The 20,319-nt window shown below is 59.6% G+C and carries 22 protein-coding genes; 10 read left to right on the top strand and 12 right to left on the bottom strand.

Annotation, left to right across the window (positions count from 1 at the left end):
• Positions 1-52: 52 nt before the first annotated feature.
• Positions 53-676: a glutathione S-transferase family protein gene (locus tag ACMYUN_RS26210; RefSeq protein ID WP_415762213.1), complete on the top strand. Its 624-nt coding sequence runs from the start codon at positions 53-55 to the stop codon at positions 674-676.
• A gap of 12 nt (positions 677-688) precedes the next feature.
• Here the strand turns inward: ACMYUN_RS26210 and ptrR are convergent, their stop codons facing one another.
• The gene (ptrR, locus tag ACMYUN_RS26205) at positions 689-1,567 is read right to left on the bottom strand and encodes a putrescine utilization regulator PtrR (RefSeq protein WP_122508157.1); all 879 of its coding nucleotides are present in this window, start codon (positions 1,565-1,567) and stop codon (positions 689-691) included.
• Positions 1,568-1,671: 104 nt separating this feature from the next.
• Between ptrR and ACMYUN_RS26200 the strand changes: the two genes are divergently transcribed.
• Positions 1,672-3,063 (top strand): aldehyde dehydrogenase family protein, encoded by a 1,392-nt coding sequence (locus tag ACMYUN_RS26200; protein ID WP_310408314.1) that lies wholly within the window; start codon positions 1,672-1,674, stop codon positions 3,061-3,063.
• A 393-nt stretch (positions 3,064-3,456) separates the two neighbouring features.
• Here ACMYUN_RS26200 and ACMYUN_RS26195 read toward each other — a convergent pair whose 3' ends face one another.
• Positions 3,457-4,626 carry a DUF1624 domain-containing protein gene (locus tag ACMYUN_RS26195; protein ID WP_415762210.1) on the bottom strand — a complete coding sequence of 390 codons (1,170 nt, stop codon included), beginning with the start codon at positions 4,624-4,626 and terminating at the stop codon, positions 3,457-3,459.
• A gap of 171 nt (positions 4,627-4,797) precedes the next feature.
• Between ACMYUN_RS26195 and ACMYUN_RS26190 the strand changes: the two genes are divergently transcribed.
• A complete protein-coding gene (locus tag ACMYUN_RS26190; RefSeq protein WP_039763102.1) occupies positions 4,798-5,394 on the top strand; it encodes a paraquat-inducible protein A in 597 nt (198 codons plus the stop codon).
• The gene (locus ACMYUN_RS26185; RefSeq protein WP_415762209.1) at positions 5,391-6,077 is read left to right on the top strand and encodes a paraquat-inducible protein A; all 687 of its coding nucleotides are present in this window, start codon (positions 5,391-5,393) and stop codon (positions 6,075-6,077) included. Before ACMYUN_RS26190 ends, ACMYUN_RS26185 begins: the two co-directional genes overlap by 4 nt.
• Here ACMYUN_RS26185 and ACMYUN_RS26180 read toward each other — a convergent pair.
• Positions 6,010-9,036, bottom strand: a complete 3,027-nt coding sequence (locus ACMYUN_RS26180) for an FAD-binding and (Fe-S)-binding domain-containing protein (RefSeq protein ID WP_415764004.1) — start codon at positions 9,034-9,036, stop codon at positions 6,010-6,012. The genes ACMYUN_RS26185 and ACMYUN_RS26180 overlap by 68 nt on opposite strands.
• Positions 9,037-9,193: 157 nt before the next feature.
• Between ACMYUN_RS26180 and ACMYUN_RS26175 the strand changes: the two genes are divergently transcribed.
• Entirely contained in the window at positions 9,194-10,078 is an 885-nt protein-coding gene (locus tag ACMYUN_RS26175; RefSeq protein ID WP_415762207.1) for a LysR substrate-binding domain-containing protein, read from the top strand.
• Between the two features lie 102 nt (positions 10,079-10,180).
• On the opposite strand, the gene ACMYUN_RS26170 is transcribed toward ACMYUN_RS26175, so the two are convergent.
• Both ACMYUN_RS26170 and ACMYUN_RS26165 read right to left on the bottom strand, forming a co-directional pair.
• A complete protein-coding gene (locus tag ACMYUN_RS26170) occupies positions 10,181-11,455 on the bottom strand; it encodes a glucarate dehydratase family protein (RefSeq protein ID WP_415762205.1) in 1,275 nt (424 codons plus the stop codon).
• Positions 11,456-11,485: 30 nt separating this feature from the next.
• Complete coding sequence (locus ACMYUN_RS26165; RefSeq protein ID WP_415762204.1) at positions 11,486-12,853, bottom strand: MFS transporter; 1,368 nt, start codon at positions 12,851-12,853, stop codon at positions 11,486-11,488.
• A gap of 119 nt (positions 12,854-12,972) precedes the next feature.
• Between ACMYUN_RS26165 and ACMYUN_RS26160 the strand changes: the two genes are divergently transcribed.
• Positions 12,973-13,872 (top strand): LysR family transcriptional regulator, encoded by a 900-nt coding sequence (locus ACMYUN_RS26160; RefSeq protein ID WP_415762203.1) that lies wholly within the window; start codon positions 12,973-12,975, stop codon positions 13,870-13,872.
• Between the two features lie 140 nt (positions 13,873-14,012).
• Here ACMYUN_RS26160 and ACMYUN_RS26155 read toward each other — a convergent pair whose 3' ends face one another.
• Positions 14,013-14,618, bottom strand: a complete 606-nt coding sequence (locus ACMYUN_RS26155; protein WP_415762202.1) for a DUF6338 family protein — start codon at positions 14,616-14,618, stop codon at positions 14,013-14,015.
• Between the two features lie 188 nt (positions 14,619-14,806).
• Positions 14,807-15,142 carry a hypothetical protein gene (locus ACMYUN_RS26150; RefSeq protein WP_129999970.1) on the bottom strand — a complete coding sequence of 112 codons (336 nt, stop codon included), beginning with the start codon at positions 15,140-15,142 and terminating at the stop codon, positions 14,807-14,809.
• Positions 15,143-15,326: 184 nt separating this feature from the next.
• Between ACMYUN_RS26150 and ACMYUN_RS26145 the strand changes: the two genes are divergently transcribed.
• Entirely contained in the window at positions 15,327-15,566 is a 240-nt protein-coding gene (locus ACMYUN_RS26145) for a hypothetical protein (protein ID WP_039763471.1), read from the top strand.
• Between the two features lie 62 nt (positions 15,567-15,628).
• Here the strand turns inward: ACMYUN_RS26145 and ACMYUN_RS26140 are convergent, their stop codons facing one another.
• The gene (locus ACMYUN_RS26140; protein ID WP_415762200.1) at positions 15,629-15,826 is read right to left on the bottom strand and encodes a DUF2188 domain-containing protein; all 198 of its coding nucleotides are present in this window, start codon (positions 15,824-15,826) and stop codon (positions 15,629-15,631) included.
• Positions 15,827-16,044: 218 nt separating this feature from the next.
• Between ACMYUN_RS26140 and ACMYUN_RS26135 the strand changes: the two genes are divergently transcribed.
• Complete coding sequence (locus ACMYUN_RS26135; RefSeq protein ID WP_051600742.1) at positions 16,045-16,407, top strand: NUDIX hydrolase; 363 nt, start codon at positions 16,045-16,047, stop codon at positions 16,405-16,407.
• A 3-nt stretch (positions 16,408-16,410) separates the two neighbouring features.
• Here the strand turns inward: ACMYUN_RS26135 and ACMYUN_RS26130 are convergent, their stop codons facing one another.
• The 3 genes from ACMYUN_RS26130 to ACMYUN_RS26120 all read right to left on the bottom strand — a co-directional run bounded on the left by ACMYUN_RS26130 (position 16,411) and on the right by ACMYUN_RS26120 (position 18,739).
• On the bottom strand, positions 16,411-16,653 hold the full coding sequence (locus tag ACMYUN_RS26130; protein ID WP_039763110.1) for a DUF1652 domain-containing protein: 243 nt from the start codon (positions 16,651-16,653) through the stop codon (positions 16,411-16,413).
• Between the two features lie 106 nt (positions 16,654-16,759).
• Positions 16,760-17,659 (bottom strand): polysaccharide deacetylase family protein, encoded by a 900-nt coding sequence (locus tag ACMYUN_RS26125; protein WP_415762199.1) that lies wholly within the window; start codon positions 17,657-17,659, stop codon positions 16,760-16,762.
• A 132-nt stretch (positions 17,660-17,791) separates the two neighbouring features.
• Positions 17,792-18,739 (bottom strand): ABC transporter substrate-binding protein, encoded by a 948-nt coding sequence (locus tag ACMYUN_RS26120; protein WP_129999972.1) that lies wholly within the window; start codon positions 18,737-18,739, stop codon positions 17,792-17,794.
• Positions 18,740-18,894: 155 nt separating this feature from the next.
• On the opposite strand from ACMYUN_RS26120, the gene ACMYUN_RS26115 reads away from it, so the two are divergent.
• A complete protein-coding gene (locus tag ACMYUN_RS26115) occupies positions 18,895-19,575 on the top strand; it encodes an SOS response-associated peptidase (protein WP_415762196.1) in 681 nt (226 codons plus the stop codon).
• A 263-nt stretch (positions 19,576-19,838) separates the two neighbouring features.
• Positions 19,839-20,111, top strand: a complete 273-nt coding sequence (locus ACMYUN_RS26110) for a hypothetical protein (RefSeq protein ID WP_042606722.1) — start codon at positions 19,839-19,841, stop codon at positions 20,109-20,111.
• A gap of 44 nt (positions 20,112-20,155) precedes the next feature.
• Here ACMYUN_RS26110 and ACMYUN_RS26105 read toward each other — a convergent pair whose 3' ends face one another.
• Entirely contained in the window at positions 20,156-20,299 is a 144-nt protein-coding gene (locus ACMYUN_RS26105; protein WP_024013238.1) for a hypothetical protein, read from the bottom strand.
• Positions 20,300-20,319 lie beyond the last annotated feature (20 nt).

Here is a 20,319-nt window from a genome sequence, read left to right as displayed (position 1 = left end):
GACTTTGCGCTATGGTATTTTTCTGCGTCCGACACCCGGAGAAGGAAATTCCATGCTGCGAATACTCGGCAAAGCCTCATCGATCAATGTGCGCAAGGTGCTGTGGACCTGCGCCGAGCTGGACATTCCCTTCGAGCGCGAAGACTGGGGTTCGGGCTTCAGGTCGCCGAACGCGGCGGAGTTTCTCGCGCTCAATCCCTGCGCCATGGTGCCGGTGATCCAGGACGGTGATTTCACCTTGTGGGAATCAAACACGATCATTCGTTATCTGGCGACGCGTTACGGTGGCGCGCATTTGTATCCCGCTGAGCCTATCGCCCGGGCACGGGTCGATCAGTGGATCGACTGGCAGGCCTCGGAGCTGAATCGCTCGTGGTCGTACCCGCTGATGGCGCTGGTGCGCAAGTCGCCGGATTATCAGGACCACGACGCTTTGGCCGCCGGTTGCCGGGAATGGACGCGCAACATGGAAATCCTCGACCGCCAACTGGAGAAGACCGGCGCTTACGTCAGTGGCGAGCAGTTTTCCCTGGCGGATATTCCGATCGGGCTGTCGGTCAATCGCTGGTTCGAAACACCGCTCGACCATGCGGATTTTGCTGCGGTGCGCGCCTATTACGATCGCTTGAATCAGCGCGACGGTTATCGTTTGTACGGGCGCAATGGCACGCCATAAAGAGGCGCTCGATCAGCCTTGCTCACGCACCACGCCACGCTCCTCAAGCAAACGCACAAACATGCTCAGACTGCGCGACACCGTGCCTCGGCGCCACACCAGCCACGTGGTCAGATAGCGGAAATCTGCCGTCAGCGGCCAGACACTGACGGTCGCGCTGCCGGGCATGCTTTGCAGCATTTTGCGCGGCATCAGCGCCAGGCCGGCACCGGCGCTGACGCAGGCGAGCATGCCGTGGTAGGACTCCATCTCGAAGATCTTGCCCGGCACGGCAGCGTCAGTGCTGAACCATTTTTCAAAATGGTGACGGTAGGAGCAGTTGGAACGGAACGCGTAGATATTTTCGCCGTTAACGTCCGCCGCACGTTCGACCGGTGAATGATTGAGCGGCGCGATGATGACCATTTCCTCCTCGAACGCCGGCACGCCCTCCAGCGCCGGATGCAGCACCGGGCCGTCGACAAATGCTGCGGCCAGGCGCCCGGAGAGCACGCCGTCGATCATTGTGCCGGACGGCCCGGTGGACAGGTCGAGGTCGACTTTCGGATGCTGCTGGTTGTACGCCGCCAGCAGTTCCGGAATGCGCACTGCAGCAGTACTTTCCAACGAGCCCAACGGGAACGCGCCCTGGGGTTCCTCCCCCGCCACCGTGGCCCGGGCTTCTTGCACCAGATCGAGAATACGCCGCGTGTATTCGAGAAAACTCCACCCGGCCGGTGACAGGCGCAGACGGCTCTTCTCGCGGATAAACAGATCGACGCCGAGATCCTGCTCCAACTGTTTGATCCGCGTGGTCAGGTTCGACGGCACGCGATGGATCTGCGTAGCGGCGGCGCTGATGCTGCCGTGCTCGGCCACGGCCTTGAAGATTTCCAGTTGCACCAGATCCACAGTCATTCTCCAATCGTGAAAGAAACGATCTTTATTATTCAGTTTCCAGAAAACTAACGCCACCCTACTCTAGGCCCATCCGACGAACCTACAGGACAACGTCAATGAGCCAGATTTCCAGCCAGACCCACGCCATCTCGATCAACCCCGCCACCGGCGAGCAGATCGGTCATTACGCGTTCGAATCCGCCGCTGCCCTTGATGCAGCACTCACTCGCGCTGCCTTCGCTTTTGGCAAGTGGAAGCGCAAGCCACTACAGGATCGTTCGCGCCTGCTTACCGCCCTCGCCGGCGCGCTGCGTGAAACTGGCGAAGCCATGGCGACCATGATCACCCAGGAGATGGGCAAACCGATCGCCCAGGCCCGTGGCGAAATCGAGAAATGCGCCAAGCTCTGCGAGTGGTACGCCGAACACGGCCCGGCCATGCTCGACGCCGAAGCCACCCAGGTTGAAGGTGGCAAGGCGCGCATCGAGTACCGTCCTCTGGGGCCGATTCTGGCGGTGATGCCGTGGAATTTCCCGATCTGGCAAGTGCTGCGCGGCGCGGTGCCGACGCTGATCGCTGGCAACACTTACGTGCTCAAGCACGCGCCAAACGTGATGGGCAGCGCTTACCTGCTGCGCGATGCGTTTGTTCGCGCCGGCTTTCCAGATGGCGTGTTTGAAGTGATCAACGTCACACCGGAAGGCGTTTCCACCGCTATCGCCGATTCGCGGATCGCCGCCGTGACCCTCACCGGCAGCGTCCGCGCCGGCATGGCCATCGGTGCTCAGGCCGGTGCGGCGCTGAAGAAATGTGTGCTGGAGCTAGGCGGCTCCGATCCGTTCATTGTGCTTAATGACGCCGATCTGGATGAAGCCGTGCATGCGGCGGTTGTCGGTCGATATCAGAACTCCGGCCAGGTCTGCGCGGCTGCCAAGCGTCTGATTATCGAACAAGGCGTGGTTGAGGAATTCACTCGCAAGTTCGTTGAAGCGACACGTCAGTTGAAGATGGGCGATCCGCTCAACGCTGACACTTACATCGGGCCGATGGCGCGGTTCGATCTGCGTGATGAACTTGATCAACAAGTGCGCGACACCCTTGAAGAAGGCGCGACACTGTTGCTCGGTGGCGGCAAGGTCGAAGGATCGGGCAACTACTACGAGCCAACCGTATTGGCCGATGTCACCGACCGCATGACTTCGTTCAAGCAGGAGCTGTTCGGCCCGGTCGCCTCGATCATCACCGCCCGCGATTGCGCGCACGCCGTGGCTCTGGCCAACGACAGCGATTTTGGCCTGACTGCAACGATCTACACCGCCAACGTCGCGCTGGCCGAGCAACTGACCAGCGAGCTGGAAACCGGCGGCGTGTTCATCAACGGCTACTCCGCCAGCGACCCGCGCGTAACCTTCGGCGGCGTAAAGAAGAGCGGCTTTGGCCGTGAGCTGTCGCACTTTGGCGTACGGGAATTCTGCAACGCGCAGACCGTGTGGCTGGATCGCAAATAACCCAGACACAGCAGCAATTGTGGGAGCGGGCCTGCTCGCGAAAGCGTCCTGTCAGTCACCGAATGTGTTGCCTGACACACCCTCTTCGCGAGCAAGCCCGCTCCCACACATGAACCACCGCGGGTAGGTAAAGTGCGGCGCAACACATACCCAATGTGGGAGCGGGCTTGCCCGCGAAAGCATTTTGTCAGTCGTCAAATGCATTGCCTGACACGCCCTCTTCGCGAGCAAGCCCGCTCCCACACAGGAACCGCCGCTGGTAGTTAATTCACGGCGCAACACATATCCACTGTGGGAGCGGGCTTGCCCGCGAAAGCATTCTGTCAGTCACCGCTGCATCGACTGACACACCCTCTTCGCGAGCAAGCTCACTCCCACAAGCTCTGCTTCGATTTACAAATATTTCAACCAACTGATATCCCGGCGCCGCGCCTTGAGTGCCGAAAACCAGCGGACTGCCGGGAACAACACCACGGCAAGAACCATCGCCGCCAGCCACACCGCCGTCACCGTCGAAAAACCGAAATAGCTGCCCTGATTCAGGCCGAACAGCGTCACACCAATCAGGTACAACACCTTCAACACATACAAGTGCAGCAGATAGAAAAACATCGGCGCCGAGCCGAACACCGTCAGCCAGCCAATCCAGCGGCGACCCTGCACGCGCTCAAAGGCGAGCAGCAGCAACAGCCCCACGCTCACAGTCAACCCGATGAACAGCAGTGACGGCGGATATTTGGTGATATTGAAAAAGCTCATCAGTGTCTGCACCAGCGAATCGCTGATCGCCCACGGCTTTTCGCCGTAGCCGTTGATAAAACGCAGCACCACAAATCCCAGCAATCCACCGGCCCCGGCCATCAGCAAACGACGCTGGCGCACCGCCGCGTCCATGCCCCGAGCGAACCAAGGCCCAAGCGCGTACCCCAAACCGATCACACCGATCCACGGCAGCAGCGGATACGAGGTACGCAGGCGCAGGGTTTCGCTGATCTCGATCCAGCCGCGGTCATGCAGGATCGCCCAAGGCACATGCATCGCCGACTCGACCGGGAAATGCACCGCGTCCAGCAGATTGTGCCCGGCGATGATCGCTACGCTCAGCAGCAGCAACACCGCACGCGGCAACCAGACCAGCAGCGCCAGCGCGATCATGCTCAGGCCGATCGCCCAGATCACCTGCAGGTAGATCACGCTCGGCGGCAACTGGAACGTCCAGGCGAAGTTCACCAAGGTGAACTCCAGCGCCACGAGGAACAAACCGCGCTTGAACAGAAACGCGCTGACATCGGCTTTACCGGCGTATTTTTCGCCGTACAACCATGCCGACAAACCGGTCAGCAAGACGAATACCGGCGCACACAAATGCGCCAATGTGCGGCTGAAAAACAGCGCCGGCTCGGTGCTGGTGATGTCCATCGGATCGGAGACTTGGCGGTGCAGCAGGAAGGTTTCGCGTACATGATCAAGTAGCATGAACAGGATCACCAGGCCTCTGAGCGCATCAATGGAGAGCAGCCGGCCAGTCGTCAGTGGGGCAGAACGGGGAAGCGCTGGGGTCATGGATCTTTCGCAATCGAGAGGAATAACACCGGGCAGCCACAATGCCGCCCTCGAATTTTGCGTTACCTTATAACATCAAAAAAGCAAAACCCAAACATCCCGAGATTAAGGTTGCCCATCCACCCTAGCCTTCTATAGTGAACAGGTACGTCTTGCCCCTGAGCGTTGTCCATGATCAACACCCAACACCTGATCATCTGCGAGCACTGTGATTGCGTGTACGAGAAAGTCGTGCTCGCCAAACACCAGAAAACCCTGTGCGTGCGCTGCGGTGGCGTGCTGCAGCGTTTCAACGGCCTGACCATCGAGCAGCGTCTGGCATTGACGTTTACGGCGGCGATGCTGTGGCTGTTCGCCAATTTCTATCCGGTGATGAGCATCAGCCTCAAAGGCATGAAAAACAGCGCGACCCTGTGGGATTCGGTGCTCGCGCTGAGCCAGGGGCCGATCACCTTCATCGCGATGGTCGCTGCTATTGCGATCATCATCGCCCCGGCGTTTCAGCTAGTGTTGCTGGTCTGGGTGTTGAGTTTCGCCCTCGGCATGAGGCGGGCACCGGGGTTCAATCTGTGCATGCGCTGGCTGGAAACCCTGCGCCCGTGGAGCATGCTCGAAGTGTGTCTGCTGGGGGCGATGGTCGCGGTGTTCAAACTTGCCGGCCTGCTCGATGTGCTGCCGGGGATCGGCCTGTTCGCCCTGGCGGTGCTGAGCCTGATGATGATCCGCATTGCCGGCCGTGACATCCGCGAACTCTGGGACATTTTATGAAGCGTCCACCGACCGCCAGCGAGCTCAACCTGTGCCTGTGCCACAGCTGTGGCCTGGCCTGCGACATGACCGACGAGCCCCACCAATGCCCACGCTGCGATGCACCGCTGCATCGGCGCAAGACCAATTCACTGACGCGCACCTGGGCGTACATGCTCGCTGCACTGGTCTTCTATATCCCGGCCAATCTGCTGCCAGTGATGAATACGGTGATGCTCGGCAACGGCGCCGACAGCACGATCATGAGCGGCGTGCTGGAGTTCTGGGAGGCCGGAGCGTGGGACATTGCCCTGATCATTTTCATCGCCAGTATCGCGGTGCCGGGGGTCAAGTTCGTCGCCCTGACCTTGCTGCTGGTCACGGTGCAGCGAAACAGCGATTGGGCGCGCAAGGAGCGTTCGAAGTTGTACCGCTTCGTCGAGCTGATCGGCTATTGGTCGATGCTCGACGTGCTGGTAGTCGCGCTGGTCGCGGCGCTGGTGAAATTCCAGGCGCTGGGCGATATCGAGCCACGACCGGGCATCCTGTTCTTCGGCCTGGTCGTGGTGTTCACCATGCTCGCGGCGATGAGTTTCGACCCGCGCCTGATCTGGGACAAAGCCACCAGCGACACGGTCAGCGACGCAGCGCCTCCAGCAGCACCTGCAACGGATGGCGCAGCGCCTGATCCGACTGGCGCTTGACCTGGCTGCGGCAGGAATAGCCGGTCGCCAACGCCTCGCCCTGCTCCGCCGGAGCCTGCACCTGACGCGCCCACGATTGCTCGTAAATGACTGCCGAGGTCTGGCGGTTGCGTGCTTCGTGGCCATAAGTACCGGACATGCCGCAGCAACCGGTAGCCTGCGTGGCGAGCTTCAGACCGGCACGTCCGAAGACCTGTTCCCACTGGCGGGTCGCGGCCGGCGCGTTGGTTTTCTCCGTGCAATGGGCGAGCAGACGGAACGCTTTGGGTTGAGCCTCAGGCGTCCGTTCTGGCATGACCTTGAGTAACCATTCCTGCACCAGCGCCACTTCAGGACATTCATTCAGGCCCGGTACTTTCAGGTATTCCTGGCGATAGACCAGAGTCATCGCCGGATCCAGCCCCAGCAGCGGCACGCCGGTCTGCGCCAGCGCCTGCAACTGCTCAGTGTTACGCAACGCCGCGCGATTGAACGCCGAGAGAAAGCCCTGCACGTGCAGCGGCTTGCCGTTGGCGCTGAACGGCGCGAGATAGACCTGATAACCCAGGCGCGAAATCAGCTCGACCAGATCAGCCAGCAGCGGCGCTTCGAAGTAGCGGGTGAAGGCGTCCTGCACGATGACCACGCTGCGTTCGCGTTGCTCTGAGGTCAGTGCCGACAGCGTTGCAACCGTTGCTGGCTGCACCTGCCAACGGCGCATCGCCGCGTGAAAATCGAAACGGCTGAGCAACGGCACATCGACCATGCCACCGACCCGCGCCAGTGCGCCACGCACCCAGCCCGCGCCCATCAAGCCGTTGGACAGCGCCGGAATATGCGCCATGTATGGAATGGTGTATTCCAGCGAGGCAATCAGGTAATCCCGTGCCGGACGCAGATAACGACTGTGATATAGCTCGAGAAAACGCGAGCGGAATTCCGGCACGTTGACCTTCACCGGGCACTGCCCCGCGCAGGATTTACAGGCCAGACAACCGGCCATGGCGTCGTACACCTCATGAGAGAAGTCTGCCGACGGATCGCGGCTGTTGCGCCAGCGCTGCCACAGCGTGCTGAAAAACGCCGGTTTACGGATTGCGTCCGAGAGCACGTCAACGCCCGCCTCGCCCTGCAACCGCAGCCATTCGCGAATCAATGACGCGCGGCCCTTGGGCGACTGCGCGCGTTCGCGGGTGGCTTTCCACGACGGGCACATGGCGTCATCGGGGTCGAAGTTGTAGCAGGCGCCGTTACCGTTGCAGTGCATGGCCGCGCCGTAGCTTTGCCAGACTTTCTCGTCGATCTGCCGATCCAGCTCGCCGCGCAGGGTCACTTCATCGATTTTCAGCAGCGCTGCGCCGCTGTTCGCTGGCGTGGCGATTTTGCCCGGGTTGAACTGATTGAAAGGGTCGAACGCTGCTTTCAAGGCTTGCAGCGCCGGGTACAACTCGCCGAAGAATGCCGGCGCGTATTCCGAACGCAGGCCCTTGCCATGCTCGCCCCAGAGCAGGCCGCCGTAGCGCTGGGTCAGCGCCGCTACGCCATCGGACACCGGGCGTACCAGCGCCGCTTGCTGCGGGTCTTTCATGTCGAGGATCGGCCGAACGTGCAGCACGCCGGCGTCGACATGGCCGAACATGCCGTACTGCAAACCGTGGCTGTCGAGCAAATCGCGTAGCTCGGCGATGTATTCGGCCAAGTGCTGCGGCGGCACTGCGGTGTCTTCAACGAACGGCTGCGGGCGGGCTTCGCCGGCGACGTTGCCGAGCAGGCCCACCGCCCGTTTGCGCATACCGTAGACCTTGTTCACCGCTGCCTGACCAACCGCCAGCGTATGGCCCAGGCGCTCCACGGTGCGGTCGTTTTGCAGGTGTTCGAGGAACGCTTCGACGCGGCGTTGCAGGTCTTCGGGATCGTCACCGCAGAACTCGACCAGGTTGATGCCCAGCGTCGGCCGCTCAGCGTTTTCAGGAAAATATTCGGCAACGCCGTGCCAGACGATGTCCTGCATCGCCAACAGCAAGACCTTGGAGTCAACGGTTTCAATCGACAACGGCTTGAGCGCCATCAACGCCCGCGCATCACGCAAGGCATCCATGAACCCGGCATAGCGGATATTCACCAGCATCGTGTGTTTGGGAATCGGCAGCACGTTGAGCCGCGCTTCGACGACGAAGCCCAGCGAGCCTTCAGCGCCACAGAGCACGCTGTTGAGGTTGAAGCGCTGATCTGCCTCGCGCAGATGCGCCAGGTCATAACCGGTCAGGCAGCGGTTGAGATCGGGAAAGCGTGCTTTGATCAGCTCGCCCTGTTCATCAATGATCTGCCGCGCACAACGATAGACTTCGCCGACGCGATCATCGCGGGCGCACTGCGCTGCAAGCTCATCCGCGGCCAGCGGCAGGCCGTGCAGACACTCGCCGCCGCGCAGGATCATCTCAAGCTCCAGCACATGGTCGCGGGTCTTGCCGTAGGTGCAACTGCCCTGGCCGCTGGCGTCGGTGTTGATCATGCCGCCGACCGTGGCGCGGTTCGAGGTCGACAGTTCCGGGGCGAAAAACAGCCCGGCGGATTTCAGGGCGGCGTTGAGCTGGTCCTTGACCACACCGGCCTGCACCCGCACCCAGCGCTGTTCAACGTTGATTTCCAGAATGCGATTCATGTGCCGCGACAGGTCGACGACGATGCCGTCCGTCAGCGATTGGCCGTTGGTGCCGGTGCCACCGCCACGCGGGGTGATCACCACTTTCTCGTACGCTGGTTCGGCAATCAGCCGCGCCACACGTGCAACGTCTTCGGCGTCCAGCGGAAACACCGCCGCTTGCGGCAAGCGCTGATAGATCGAGTTGTCGCTCGCGAGCACCACGCGGCTGGCGTAATCAGCGCTGATTTCACCGCGAAAGCCGCTGTCTTTCAGGGCGGCGAGGAATTGTTGGTAATCGCCGGTCAAAGCTTTGGCAGGCGACAGCTGGGCAATCATCGGTCGGGTCATCTCGGTCAAATCGGGCTGTGTGGCGGTGAACAGTTGTGCGCAAGGAATGATTGCGTCAGGCTCCGCCATCTGATTGCGCCCATGTTCATTGCTGGCCAGCCATGGAACAAGCGTAATTTCGACCCGCTATCGATGAGTTTTACGAATGAATCCGCGCACCCTCACACCGTCCATGTCGCTGCTGCTGGCTTTCGAGGCCGCCGCTCGCCACGAGAGCTACACGCGCGCCGCCCATGAGCTGTCACTGACGCAGAGCGCGGTCAGCCGCCAGGTACAGATTCTCGAGAAGATGCTCGGCATGCGCCTGTTCAGTCGCGAGGGCCGGCAAGTGGTGCTGACCGATGTCGGGCGCATGTATCAGCGCGAGCTCACTGAAGCCCTCGGACAGATTCGCAGCGCAACCTTGCAGGCAATGGCGTTTGGTTCGGGCATCCATAGCCTGCGCCTGGCGACGCTGCCGACCTTCGGCTCGAAATGGCTGCTGCCACGGTTGAAGGATTTCTACACGGCGCACCCGGGCATGACCGTGCACTTGCATTCGCGGATCGAAACCATCGACTTCGATACCAGCGAAATCGACGCCGCCATCTGCGTCGGCGGCGGGGAGTGGCCAGGCCTGACCGCCCTGCCCCTGCACACCGAAGAACTGGTGGCGATTGCCAGCGCGCAGCTGTCGGCGACTGAACGCGACGAGGCCGAGCGGCACATTGCCGGGCAATTACTGCTCAACGTCAGCAGCAATGCCCAGGCATGGGCAGAATGGTTCAGCCATCACCAACTGCCGCATCGCAGCATGCGGATCGGGCCGAGCTTCGAAATGACCTCGCACTTGATTCAAGCGGTACGCGCCAATATCGGCGTGGGCCTGGTGCCGCGTATTCTGGTCGAAGAGGAATTGCTCAAGGGCGAATTGCTGCAACTGGGCGAACCGATTACCAGCCGGCGCAGCTATTACCTGGTGTACCCGCCGCGCAATGAGAATCTGCCTTCGTTGAAGGCGTTCAGGGATTGGCTGATTGATACCCTCTGAAGGATCGATTCGCGGCCATTCGCGAGCAGGCTCGCTCCCACAGGGAAATATATGCCAAGTGTGGGAGCGAGCCTGCTCGCGAAGAGGCCAGTCGCAACGACCTTAAAACCTCGGCTTGACCGCCCGCCAATCCGCCTTGTACCGCTGCATCTGCCGCACGTCATCGCGCTGGCGAATCCCGCACGTCAGGTACTGATCATGCAGCTTGGCCAGTTGCTCATGATCCAGCTCCAGCCCGAGCCCCGGCGCGCGGGTGATCTTCACGCAGCCATCGACAATCGGCAGCTTGCCGCCCTTGATCACTTCCTCGTCCGGCTCCTGCCACGGGTAGTGGGTGTCACAGGCGTAATCCAGATTCGGCACCGCTGCCGCGACGTGCGCCATGGCCATCAGGCTGATACCCAAGTGCGAATTGGAATGCATCGACACGCCGAGGCCGAACACGTCGCACATTTTCGCCAGCGTCTGCGTATCCCGCAGGCCACCCCAGTAATGGTGGTCGGCGAGGACGATCTGCACGCTGTTCTGCGCAACGCTGCGGCGGAACTCGTCGAAATCAGTGACCACCATATTGGTCGCCAAGGGCAGACCGGTGCGCTTGTGCAGTTCGGCCATGCCATCGAGGCCCGGGGTCGGGTCTTCGTAATACTGCAGATCATCGCCGAGCAGTTCGGCCATGCGAATCGCCGTCTCCAGCGACCAGTTGCCGTTCGGATCGATGCGCAGCGGCAATCCCGGGAAAGCTTTCTTCAGCGCCTTGATGCAAGCCACTTCATGCTCCGGCGGCAAGGTACCGGCCTTGAGCTTGATGCTCTTGAAACCGTAGGCTTCGATCATTCGCGCTGCCTGGGCGACGATCTGCTGCTCGTTCAGCGCCTCGCCCCAGTTGTCCGGTTTGTAGGGCGATTCGATATGTTCGGCGTATTTGAAAAACAGGTAAGCGCTGAACGGCACTTCATCGCGGATCGCGCCGCCGAGCAGGTCCACCAGCGGCACGTTCAGGTAGTGCGCTTGCAAATCGAGAAACGCTACTTCAAACGCCGAGTAGGCATTGCTCACCGCTTTGCTGGCGTGGGAGCCGGGGGCCAGTTCAGCGCCAGCGACGCTGGCGGGTTTATTCGCCGCGACGGTAGCCTGCACGATCGCGCGCAGTTGATTGAGGTTGAACGGATCGAGGCCGATCAACTGGCTCTGCAATTGTTGCTGGATCGCCAGCGCCGGGGCATCGCCGTAGCTTTCGCCGAGGCCGATGTAGCCGTTGTCACTCTCGATTTCGATGATCGAGCGCAGGGCAAAAGGTTCGTGGATGCCGCTGGCGTTGAGCAGTGGCGGATCGCGGAAGGCAATCGGGGTGACGCTGACACGGGTGATTTTCAAGATGACGCTCCTGACAGATCAACAATCGATTCAGTGGCTCGCGGCCGGACGAGCCGGCGCCACAACGGCGGCTTCGTCACTTGGCTTTGCCGGGGTTTGGCCTTTGGCGCCGGGCGCCGTGCGAGCGAAGAGGATCACTACGGCGGCGATCAGCGATGTCGCCGCCAGGCCATACAGGCCGCCCTCGATGGAGCCGGTGGTTTGTTCAAGAATGCCGAACGCGGTCGGCGCGACGAAGCCGCCAAGGTTGCCGATGGAGTTGATCAGCGCGATCACCGCCGCAGCGATGCGCGCATCCAGATAGCTTTGCGGAATCGGCCAGAACAGCGCCGCCGCCGCTTTGAAACCGATGGCGGCAAAGCAGATGGCGACGAAGGCAAACACCGGCCCGCCGGTGGTCGACATGAACATACCGATGGCGGCGATCACCAAGGTCAGCGCGACCCAGGCCTGCTGGAATTTCCATTTGCCGGCCATCGCTGCGAAGCCGTACATGGCGACAATCGAAATGATCCACGGAATCGAATTGAGCAGCCCGACCTGGAAATCACCGAGGTTGCCCATCTTCTTGATCATGCTCGGCAGCCAGAACGTCGCGCCGTAAATGGTCAGCGCGATGGAGAAATAGATGAAGCAGAACAGCGCGATCTGCCGGTCAGCCAGCAGCTTGAACATCGATGGTTTGGCGACTTGTACTGCTTCGCGAACGCGTTGTTCTTCGGCAATCGCCGCGACCAGCGCTTCGCGCTCTTCCTCGCTCAGCCACTTGGCTTGACGCGGGTGTGATTGCAGCCAGAACCAGACGAATGCGCACAACACCACCGACGCTGCGCCTTCGATCAGAAACATCCACTGCCAGCCGTGCATGCCCAGCCCGCTGATATGCAGGAGCGCACCGGACACCGGGCCGGAAATCACCGAGGCTATCGCCGAGCCGCTGAGAAACACCGCCATGGTTTTGCCGCGCTCGGACGCTGGCAGCCACTGGGTGAAGTAATAAATGATCCCCGGGAAGAACCCAGCCTCGGCCGCGCCCAGGATAAAGCGCAGTACGTAGAAGCTGGTTTCACCCTGAACGAAAGCCATGGCCATGGCTGCGGCGCCCCAGGTGAACATGATCCGGGTCAGCCAGACCCGCGCGCCGTAGCGCTGCAGCAGCATGTTCGACGGCACTTCGAACAGTGCGTAACCGATGAAAAACAATCCGGCGCCAAGTCCATACGCCGCTGCGCCAATACCCAGATCGGTCTCCAGATGGCTGCGCACGAAACCTATGTTGACCCGGTCGATGTAATTGACGATGAACATCACCACGAACAGCGGCAGCACGTGGCGTTTGACCTTGGCGGCGGCGCGGGCGAGCACCGTGATGTCCGGCGGACTCTGGAGGGTTTTCAAGGGGCGACTCCCGATCTTGTTTTTTTAGGGATGACTTGAAGCGATGAGCCGATCATGGACGCCGCGCATTGATCCCGTCTAATCTAAACTGGCACTCGATTGATACCCGGATTAGATCAATGTTCGAACTCACCCAGCTGCGCTGCTTTACCACGGTGGCCACCGAACTCAATTTCCGCCGCGCCGCCGAACGCTTGAACATGACCCAGCCACCGCTGAGCCGGCAGATTCAGCTGCTGGAGCATCACCTCGGCGTCGAGTTGTTCACCCGCAGCACCCGCACCGTTGCGCTGACGGCGGCGGGCCGGGCATTTTTTGTCGAAGCGCAGAATCTGCTGGAGCGCGCGCAGCAAGCGGCAGTCACCGCACGCCGGTTTGCAGAGGGCGACATTGGCTCGGTGAACATCGCGTTCGTCGGCAGCGCGGTGTATGAGTTTCTGCCAAAGGTGATCGCCGAAGCGCGGCTCAAACAGCCTCAGGTGAAAATCGATCTGGCAGAGATGAACACCTATCAGCAGCACGAAGCGTTGCGCGCTCGCCGTATCGACCTTGGCATTGCCCGAGCGCCATTGCAGGAACCCGGCTACGCCACTGAATGCCTGGTGCGCGAGCCGTTTGTGCTGGCAGTGCCAAGCGGGCATAGATTGGCAAATGCAGCTGAGGTGTCAGTGACTGACCTGGATAAACAGCCGTTCCTGATGTACTCCCATGAAGCCTATCCCCCGTTCAACGAACTGTTGACCGGCACGCTGCGCTCAGCGCGGGTGGCACCGGATTACGTGCAGTGGCTGGGCTCATCATTGACGATCCTGGCGTTGGTCAACGCCGGCATGGGTCTGGCGCTGGTACCGCGTTGCGCGACCAGCGTGGTGTTCAGGAATGTGGTATTTCGCGAGATCGATCTGGGCGAAGGGGTGCAGAGCGAGCTGCATCTGATCTGGCGAGAAAACAATGACAACCCGGCGTTCGCGATGTTGCTGGAGGCGATTCGCCGGGCGGTGGTGCAGGGTTGGGGCTGAAAATTATTGTGGCAACCTGTATTTGAGTGGCGGCGGAGCGCTCGGGGCTTTGATCAACGGCTCCTCCAGCGGCTTGCCGTCAGGCCCTGTGAACAGGCGTTCGTATTGCTTTGGCATTGGTCGCGGCGCTCTTGCAGTCGTCATGATGAACCCTCCGATACCGGGCTGAATTCAACCCACTTAACTTGCGCGGAATCTATCAGCAAAATTTCGGCACCAAAAGGCGTCGACTTGCCATCATCATTAACCCAACGTGGATTCTGCATCACGAACTGCCCGCAACTGGATGCGGACGGCCACTCCACAGGCCAGCCAAACACGCGCCTCTCGTCATGTAAATGCAGGGTTATGAACCGGTCGAACTGGGCGAAAGCGCAGAACCATTCACTTGGGAAAGAAGATTGTTTCGTGACGTTTCGCTTACGTAACCAACCGTGCAATTTGTCATTCGTCGCCAGATAACAGGCAAACAATCCCAGCATCAGCGAAAACACAAATGCCCAGAGCGTTTGCGCCCGATCATCCCATTTTCCTAATGAAAACCCCTTCGAGCCAATCCACAAACAGAGGCTGCCCACCGCCAACACCGCGCCCTGAATCACAAAACTGAATATCAGCGCCTGCACAATCTGACCAAATGTATCCGGCCGCTTGAACGCCGTGAGTGAATAAAAGATCCAGGTCGATAAAAACCCGGGGATGAGGTACTGCAACAGCGGAATGATTTCCTTGACCAGATCATCCATGATCCGAGGCTCCTTTCAGTCATGCCGATCCCGTCACGGGCCGACATCCAAAGCCTAGTCCACGATCCTGCTGCGCCTTGCGGACAACTGTCACAGCCCATTGCGAGCGAGCATCAGTAGACGTCATGCAAGAAAAAAGGCAGACACCGGAATTTCGGTGTCTGCCTTTTTGAGATCCGGGCGCCCGGTTACAGGCAGTCACGTACCGACTGGCGCAGGGCCCCGGACTTCGCCCAAGGCGGCCCCTGATAAAGGGACACTTTGCTGCCGTCCTTGTATTTGACGATATCGAGAATCTCATCCGCCGTGATAATGCTCGGCGCGGTAATCCGGTAGCCGTTGGAAATCGACGTCTGCGAAGTCTTGGCCACGTCCTTCTGCCACAACGGTAACAAACACGCGGCATATTCCTTGGGAGGCTTGTCACTGGTCTTGCTGAGGTTTGGCTCGCCCGGCACCAGCGATGCTGGTAACGAGCAACCCGTCAACAAGGCCAGGGTCAAAGTGCCAATCCATACGCGCATGCTGTTTACCTGTTCGGAAAAAACGTGAATGTACCGTTTAACCGTCGGCACATCCATCGTGGCATCCCGCCGTTACCGGCGTTTGGACAATTTTTTACATCCGTTCAGCCGGGCGTCAGATGACTCGGCCGCACCTTGAGAAATGCGACTACTCTTTTCTACCGAGAATGTTCTGGAGGTGATCATGCGGCTCAATGAATATGAACACGAACTTCAACGGGATTTGCAAAGCGTGGCATCGGACCTGAGATGGTCGGCAGTCGACCTCAAGCGCATCGCTGAGCAATTGCGCAAATCCGGTAACGAGGCCGACGCTCAGACTGTATTGCGGTCTTGCGAGATCCTGCAAAGCGACGAGGAAAGATTGCAGATTTATGCCAAGGAGGTAAAAGCCCGGACCATCAGCCGAACCAAGGTTCACTGAAGCACTTGAAGGCCTCAAACAAGAAGCCCCGGTCGAAACCGGGGCTCTTTCGTTACAACGGGTCAGCCGCCAATTTGGCTTTGCACTTGCCTGGAGCGTTTTTTGTAACCGGGAAGCGCAGCCGCGTAAGCCATCGCTTCCTCCCTGCTGGTGAATGACGCCAATCGGTCGCCCTGCGTGCAGACTCGCCATGGCCCGTTGTTCACGCTGAGGACGTCATAACCGTTCATGTGCAGCTTGTTCAGCATTGGAATGCTCATGAGCACCTCCTGTTTGCCAACGGTGTTTTCGGTGTACGGGCTTACCTTACACCCGCTCCCCGCTGCGGTGTAAACCGGATTCGCCCTGGCGCATGTCAATTCACTGGCACTTTTTGCTACGCAAATGGCTCCGAATCAAGAGGGAACCTTTAAATCCGCTTGCGGCTCGAATATTGCAGTTTGATTACAGATTTATGACACGCATCAACAGGGCAATCATGAAAGTACGCGCCACCGTCATTTGCGAGCAGGATCGCCATATCCTCCTGGTGCGCAAACCCCGCCATCACTGGTCATTACCCGGCGGCAAGGTCGAACCCGGGGAAACCCGTGCGGCGGCAGCCGTGCGCGAGTTGCAGGAGGAAACCGGGCTGAATGCAGAGGACGTCCTGTACCTGATGGATTTTCAGGCGGGCAGTACGCGGCATCATGTGTACGAGGCTTCGGTGGTCAACCTCGACGATGTGCGCCCCCAGAATGAAATCGTCGATTGCATCTGGTACCCGCTCGATGCCGTGCACAATCTTGAAACCAATGACGCGACGCGGCGCATCGTGCAGGCCTTTCAAAGGCGTTTATAACGATCAGCCGGCGAACGCCCGGCGACCCGCGCTGATTTCCGTTCGCAACTCACCAATGAAATTTGAAATATCGCGAATCGTGACCAATTGTTCGGGAGATACGCCATCAAGCAACAGTTCGACACGCCCGCTTCCCGGCTCGTACACCTTGATGCGCAATAAACCCTGCGCGGTTGGCGCGCAATCACATTTGTAGTTCGGGAAGCCTGACTCGACGATGCGACAAATATCGGCAATGGCAAGCATGGGCGGACGCCTCGCAGGCGGAGAATCGATCCACCGAGCATAGATGCAGGACGCGTTTATTGCCTGGTCCGCAAATGCCAAACCGATCACAGATTATCCACGCCACTCAATGCGCGTCGTGGTCCCAGATCCAGTTCCACATTCCGGGCAGATTCACCGGTTCCGCGCTTTGCTGAACCGTACGCGCCAGGGCAGCTTTTTCCAGAGCAGCCTGATCGTCGTAGAACGGCTTGTTTGCCAGTCTAACCCCGGTTGCCGCCGCGCTATCGAGCAGAATCTGCAGATATTCTCGGGTGTGGCGCGCCGTGTAGCGATTGAGATCATGGAACGTCACTACCACCGGAACCACACCATCCACCGTCGGCAATTGGCCAAGGGCAATGCGCTCACGCACTTGCGATAACTGCCGCAACATGTTCGCCCGACGCCGAGGGCTGGCGTTGAAGCCCCAGATCTTGCCGTCGTTGGCGCTCAAGTCCGTGAGCAAGACGTGCAAGCCGTGTTTTTGATAGGCCGCAAATGTGCGCTTGTCGTAGTTCCAGAACGGCGGGCGCAACAGCTTGGGCGGCGCTCCGGTAATAGCGGCGATGTCAGCGCTGCCATCGGTCAGCGATTGCTCCAGCTCTTGCGGCTCAAGCAAGCGATGATTGGTGTGCCAGTGAGTCGCGGTGTGAAAGGCGAGGATATGTCCCTCTACGTGCTCACGGCGCATGAGGCTGCGACCGATCTCGCTGTCACCCGCTCTGGATGCTCGGGTCTGCACGAAAAATACGGCTTTGATGTCTGCCTGCACCGGATTGCTCTTGAGGCTGTCGAGCACCGTGGCCGTGGGGTTCCACCACCCTGAAGCGCTGGGACCATCATCGAACGTCAGCAAAAAACGCACGGGCGGCTGGGTCTTCAGTCGCGTTTCGGTTTGCGCGGTCATTTCGATCGGCGCGGCAATGCAGCCGGCCAGACCGAACGCGATGAGCGCCGCACAGAGAAGTTTGCATCCGGATGTCATGTTTGCCCTGAGTCCGGCCGCAGCCGTCGTGTTGTCGAATGGCAAAACTCCCTCGCCCGTTACCCTCCCCGCGCTGCTATCGGCGAGCGCAGGTTGGATAAGGTACACAGGGTTTGGTTCCGGTGCCGGTTTTCAGTGCGTCAAGGCTTGTTGAAATGAGGTGTCGATGATCCCCGCCGTGGCCAACGGTGCCGGCAGTGCTTTGACTTTGAACAGAAAGTCCGCCGTGCTCTGCAAATCCGCTGCCGCCTGCTGATTCACCGGCCCGACGGTCATGTGCGCTTGGCGTAACCAATGGCGCGAGACCTGCTGGTCGAGGTTAGCCTTTTTCGCCCAGAGATCGGCGTATTCGTCGGTGTGGTTATCAACCCAGGCGCGCGCCTGTTTGAGACGTCCGAGAAAATCGGCAATCGCCGCGCGCTTGCTGTCGATGGAAGGCGTCGACGCAGCGATGGCGCTCAGCCCTGGCATCAGGTTTTTTGCGGTCAGAATCGGTCGAGCGCCAGAGAACACAATCTGTTGCGAGATATACGGTTCCCACACCGGAAAGGCATCGATACTGCCTTGCGGGAGAGCGGCGGCCGCGTCGATCGGCATCAGCTTGACGAAGTCGACGTAGTTTTCCGGCAGGCCGCCCTGCTCCAGCGCGCGCAAGGTCAGTTGCTGACTCCAGGCTCCGGGCCAATACGCGACCTTCTTACCTTTGAGATCGGCAATGGTCTTTACCGGCGAATCCTTTGGCACCAACAGAGCAATGGTGTCCGGATTCTGCCGCGACACGCCAATCAGTTTCACCGGTGCCTGTTTGGCAGCGAGAAACAGGAAGCCCGAGTCGCCGAGAAACCCCAGATCCAGCGAGCCGGTCTGCAACGCTTCAGCGAGCGGCGCGGCAGCCTGGAAGTGTTTCCAGTCGACTGAGTAAGGTGCGTCTTTCAACACGCCCGAGGCTTCAATCGAAGCGCGAATGTTGTAGTAATTTTGGTCGCCAACATGCAGAACCACAGGCTCTGTTGCGTGGGCGACTGGGGCCGTGAACAAGGCTACGGTCAGTGCACGGCGTAGGAAACGAGACAGCTTCATGGCGAGTCCTGCAAAGGGGATTTGCATAGACCATAACGCTCTTGATTTCTGTTTTTAAATTCTAATTTTGCATAACCTAAGCACGGTATTTGCGCGTCTTCGAAACAGATGTGCTGGCGCGACTAGACTGAAATTTCCTGGAGGAGATTTCAGTCATGTGCGGAAGACTCACGCAGTACCGTGGGATTCATGATTTCGTTGCGGTGTTGAGCATTCCCGATGCGTTGGTCAATCACGTGGGCGATGCGCCGCTGGATCGCTACAACGCAGCGCCCACCACTGCGCTGGCGGTTCTGCATCAGCACGAGCAGACCATCCATGCCGACGATCTGCGCTGGGGCTGGCGGCCGCATTGGGCGAAGGATCGTCCGCCCCCTATCAACGCTCGGGTAGAGAAGGTCGCCCACGGCGCGTTCTTTCGGGCAATCTGGCGCCAGCGGCTGATCGTGCCGGTCGATAATTGGTTTGAGTGGGTTGATAGCGGGGAAAAATCCCGACAGCCCTGGTTGATCCGTCGGGCGGATCAAGCACCGGTTTTCTGCGCAGGCATCGGCCAGTTCCCGGCGCCGGGAGTTTCGGCAAGGGAAGATGACGGTTTCGTCATCATCACCGCTGACAGCTTGGGCGGCCTGCTCGATATTCATGATCGCCGACCGGTGGTCTTCGATTCGGCGCGAGCTCGGGAATGGCTTGATCCTGCTACGCCAGTGGAACGAGCCGAGCAAATGCTGCTGTTCGAGGGTGAGCACAGTGATGCCTTCGAATGGTACAAGGTCGGCAAAGCGGTCGGTAATACGCGTAATCAAGGTGCGCAATTGATAGAACGGGTCGACTAAATAATTACTTTATCGCTGCGTTAATCAAGCGAGCCCTCCACTGAATCCCGCGCGTTACAAAAAGTGTTTCAATCGCGATACACCCCTCGTAAAACAGCCGTTTGAGCGAATCAACCGCCTGTCAGACATTTCGACTGTCATACATACATTTTCCCGCGCTGCGGATAGCATGCGCGCCGCCTTTCCGATTGGTATACCAATTGACCAAAGAGTCAAAGAAATCAGGAATCCATCAACAACTTTCAAGCCTTGCAGAGAAATAAGTGAGCGACGATTTTGCAATCAAACAGGTCAGCGGCCTGAAGTGTGTCCATCTGTCCAAGACAGAACGCCTGGAACTCGACTGTTTTATCGGCCATTACATCAAGACCCGAAACCTGCACAGCGTGCCCGACATCGAGCGCACCTTGCGCAGCACCCTTGAGGGTTATCCCGGCCATCCGCCGGTGATGGTCAATGAGCTCAATGCGTGGATCGATCGAACGTTGGGGTACCGAGCGACCTACCCGGACTTCACGCAGCTGGAAGACCTCTGAAACGCGAAAAGCCCCGCTGATGCGGGGCTTTTCACATGCGTTGTTCAAGGCTTCAAAGGCCGCTCCTGATCGCGGTCCGACAACTCGCGGCTGTCATCGTGCTTCCAGGTTTTTTCCTGCCGTTTTTGCCGCTCGATTTCTTCTTCAGTTGGCTCATCATCTTCCGCACGCGTTTGCTCGGTTGCCATGTGCACCTCACCTCAGAACA

This window comes from Pseudomonas sp. CP4, from assembly GCF_047758505.1.
Lineage (GTDB): Bacteria > Pseudomonadota > Gammaproteobacteria > Pseudomonadales > Pseudomonadaceae > Aquipseudomonas > Aquipseudomonas fluorescens_AO.
The sequence above is the reverse complement of the archived record's forward strand: the minus strand, read 5'-3'. Positions and strand labels throughout refer to the sequence as shown.